Raw genomic sequence first — 2,936 nt, 5'->3', positions numbered from 1 at the left:
CGAGAGGGGGCGGCAGATAAGCGATGTTAACAAAGCATTAATAAAGTGAAAATCAAATAAAATTCGTATATTACAGGGTTTGATTTTTCGGTATAAAGGAGGACAAAACATGGAGCAAGGTAAAAATTCAGGAAAAGAAAATTTAAAGATACCTGACATAACAAGATTATTTAAAGGCCCCGGGAATGAATTTGAAGTGGAAGTGGTTTTCGGTGAGATTGGAAACCGGTCCCCCCGGGAGAGCCATCCGTTCGATGAGATCATTGTGATTGTTGCTGGTTCAATCAACCTTGAACGGAGTGATGAGAATAAAATAAGTCCTTACAAATCTCCCGGTTTTGTGGTGATACCCGGTGGTGTGGAACACGTTATCGAACCAACAGAGACGCCAACCAGATTAGTAATCATTCATCCTGAACGTCAATAATCACCAAAAAAAAAGGTTATAAAAATGAAAATCCATGAAAGGTATACTCTATGGGTTATTCTCGCTTCGGCCACATTGACCGTCATGGCCGGTTCGATAATAGCCCCGGTTCTCCCCTGGATGGGTGAAGGACTGGGTGTTAGCCCGGCATCTGCGGGTCTTATTATTACCACCCATGGACTTTTTATTGCGATTTTCAGTCCACTGTTCGGTAATGTCATTGACAGGATGGGACCTAGGAAACCATATATTTTCGGTCTTATACTTTTTGCACTGGCCGGAGGTGCAGGATTATTTATCAAGTCATTTTGGGTACTTATTATCAGCAGGGCATTTCTGGGAATAGGTGTTGCAGCGTTTTTTACTTCCATCACCGTGATCATCTTGAACTTGTACGAAGGTACCCAGAGGGATAAGGTCATGGGATGGCGGGCAAGTGCCAATAGCTTGGGTTTTATCTGGCCGTTGATCGGTGGATTCCTTGGCAGCCTATCCTGGCATTATCCGTTCGGAGTCTATCTATTGGGAATCCCTCTCGGTGTTCTCGGACTCTTTACAATACCTGAAACTCAAAGAAAAAGTATTCAAGTCACTGCTGAAGAAACTTCCCTTTTGGGGGTCTTCAGGAAAAATCCATTGTTATTTGCCATTTATGGCCTTTTCTTTTTAACGAATATTCTTCTTTATGTTGTTGTGATATATCTTCCCGCATTATTAAGGAATGTTGGAGTTTCTAATTCGGCCACGGTTGGCCTGTTTATGATGGTCATGATGATTTGTGCTGGATTAACTTCTTTAAATTATGGAAAGATTAGGGCTAGATTATCCTATAAAAAGATCGTACTTGCAGCAGCTTTACTATGGATTGCTGGATTTACTGTCCTTTCCTACGGGTATTTACTTCTGGTTATTGCGGTTTCTGTAGCCTTCATTGGAATAGGTCAGGGAATGTTAATGCCCGCGGTGATGGTCTGGGCAGGTGAGACGGTTTCCCCTGTTTTCCGGGGAAGGGTCGTTTCGTATCTCGGGACATTCGGTTTTATTGGACAGTTCTTATCTCCCATCCTCTTTGGTGCAGTTTTCTTAACAGCAGGACTTAACGGCGTTTTTCTTACAGCCGGAGGAGTGTGTGTTATATTATTCCTATTGTTCCTGGTTGGTTTGAGAAAATAGGTAGTCGGATTAGGAAAAATTTTTAGTGAAAAGGGCCTGCCCCCCACCACCACAAGACCGGGCGAAGCAGATCAGGACGGGCACACGGATTATAGGATAAAATGAGGGGGGAGGCTTTCTGACATGTAACTTATCATGTTATGCTACAATATGTGCAAATAACTTTGCAATACAAAGTATTTTATGCTATTAGATAAATATCCCTTTATTAGGAGGAAAACTTATGTCAGAAAACCTAAATCTAAAAGAACTTGAAAAAAAAGCCTTCAAATCCACTTTCCAGGATGGATTGTGGGATATCCAGTTGGGACTTATCATCCTGGGGATGGCACTTACTTCATTTATCAGAAATGACTACTTTTTAATACCTTATTACGCTGTGATCATCGCGCTCTTCATGGCAGCCAAGAAATTCATCACCGTACCCAGGATCGGACTGGTGAAATTCGGCAAAGAGCGCAAAAAGAGCATGAATAAATTAAGACTCATACTGGTAATCTCAGTGTTGTTCGGGCTGGCCATGGTGCTATTAACTAAAAGCAGTATGGTATCAGGAATAAAAGAATTTCCAATAGGGCTAATAATAGTCTCATTGAATGTTCTCATAGTGTTCAGCCTGATGGCATATTTCATGGATTTCGAGAGGCTGTACTATTACGCGGTCCTTGTGGCAGTATCCATTCCAATGGCTGAGATCCTGGAAGTCAATGGGTTCATATCCAACGGTTCATATGTATTCGTTGTACCTTCAGGGATCATGGTAATAACCGGTACTGTCTTGCTTATCCGCTTTATGCGTGAATATTCTGTGGAGAAAGCAAACCAATGAACAATCCAGACAAACCTTTCAGCGATATCGACAAGCTGATCCATGAGCCTGCCCGTCTCAAGATCATGGCCCATATTTATGTGGTGGAGAGTGCTGACTTCCTTTTCCTGATGCGCCAGACCGGGCTGACCCACGGTAACCTTTCAGCCCATATGAGCAAGCTGGAAGCTGCCGGGTATATCGAGGTGGAGAAAGATTTTGTTGGTAAGAAGCCGCATACTATACTCCATCTTACCGATCAAGGACGAGCTGCATTCAAGGAATATAGTAAAAAAATGAAACAGTTATTTAACGACCTGATTTAACACTAAATTTTATGAGACGTCGCCAGCCACCACAAGACCATGCGGAGCCAGATCAGGACGGGCACCCGGACAAAGTGAAGACGAGAGGAGCAGCAGGAAAGTCTGATGTAATCGGTTAAGAGAAATATTCTGATTGAACACGGATTGCACGGATGACGCGGATGCGCACGCTGTGACAAGAAAGTCATATCCTGAATTGCAG

Annotated in this window: 4 protein-coding genes; all 4 read left to right on the top strand. The window is 42.9% G+C overall.

Annotated features, from left to right (window positions below; all coding sequences use genetic code 11):
* The first annotated feature begins 109 nt into the window (after window positions 1-109).
* The 4 genes from IBX40_12440 to IBX40_12425 all read left to right on the top strand — a co-directional run bounded on the left by IBX40_12440 (window position 110) and on the right by IBX40_12425 (window position 2,734).
* Window positions 110-427: a hypothetical protein gene (locus IBX40_12440; GenBank protein ID MBE0525118.1), complete on the top strand. Its 318-nt coding sequence runs from the start codon at window positions 110-112 to the stop codon at window positions 425-427.
* A gap of 24 nt (window positions 428-451) precedes the next feature.
* Window positions 452-1,600, top strand: coding sequence for an MFS transporter (locus IBX40_12435; protein ID MBE0525117.1), 1,149 nt, complete (start codon window positions 452-454; stop codon window positions 1,598-1,600).
* A gap of 223 nt (window positions 1,601-1,823) precedes the next feature.
* Window positions 1,824-2,429, top strand: a complete 606-nt coding sequence (locus tag IBX40_12430) for a hypothetical protein (GenBank protein ID MBE0525116.1) — start codon at window positions 1,824-1,826, stop codon at window positions 2,427-2,429.
* A complete protein-coding gene (locus tag IBX40_12425; GenBank protein MBE0525115.1) occupies window positions 2,426-2,734 on the top strand; it encodes a transcriptional regulator in 309 nt (102 codons plus the stop codon). Before IBX40_12430 ends, IBX40_12425 begins: the two co-directional genes overlap by 4 nt.
* Window positions 2,735-2,936 lie beyond the last annotated feature (202 nt).

This window comes from Methanosarcinales archaeon, from assembly GCA_014859725.1.
Lineage (GTDB): Archaea > Halobacteriota > Methanosarcinia > Methanosarcinales > Methanocomedenaceae > Kmv04.
Note: the sequence above shows the minus strand (reverse complement) of the source record. Positions and strands in the feature narration are given on the sequence as shown.

Coding starts and splice junctions, on each gene's coding strand:
- IBX40_12440 (MBE0525118.1), top strand. CDS start 110: ATGGAGCAAGGTAAAAATTCAGGAAAAGAAAATTTAAAGATACCTGAC.
- IBX40_12435 (MBE0525117.1), top strand. CDS start 452: ATGAAAATCCATGAAAGGTATACTCTATGGGTTATTCTCGCTTCGGCC.
- IBX40_12430 (MBE0525116.1), top strand. CDS start 1,824: ATGTCAGAAAACCTAAATCTAAAAGAACTTGAAAAAAAAGCCTTCAAA.
- IBX40_12425 (MBE0525115.1), top strand. CDS start 2,426: ATGAACAATCCAGACAAACCTTTCAGCGATATCGACAAGCTGATCCAT.